Raw genomic sequence first — 213 nt, 5'->3', positions numbered from 1 at the left:
GGTTAAGGAGAGGGGTTAGCGTAAGCGAAGCTCTGAACTGAAGCCCCAGTAAACGGCGGCCGTAACTATAACGGTCCTAAGGTAGCGAAATTCCTTGTCGGGTAAGTTCCGCCCCGCACGAAAGGTGTAACGATTTGGGCACTGTCTCAACCAGAGACTCGGTGAAATTATAGTACCTGTGAAGATGCAGGTTACCCGCGACAGGACGGAAAG

Annotated in this window: 1 rRNA gene; it reads left to right on the top strand. The window is 52.1% G+C overall.

Annotated features, from left to right (window positions below):
• Positions 1 to 213, top strand: a 23S ribosomal RNA gene (locus MR160_RS34690); the annotation flags it as partial.

Source organism: Bacillus cereus group sp. BfR-BA-01382, from assembly GCF_022663475.1.
GTDB classification, from domain to species: domain Bacteria; phylum Bacillota; class Bacilli; order Bacillales; family Bacillaceae_G; genus Bacillus_A; species Bacillus_A thuringiensis_S.
The sequence above is the reverse complement of the archived record's forward strand: the minus strand, read 5'-3'. Positions and strand labels throughout refer to the sequence as shown.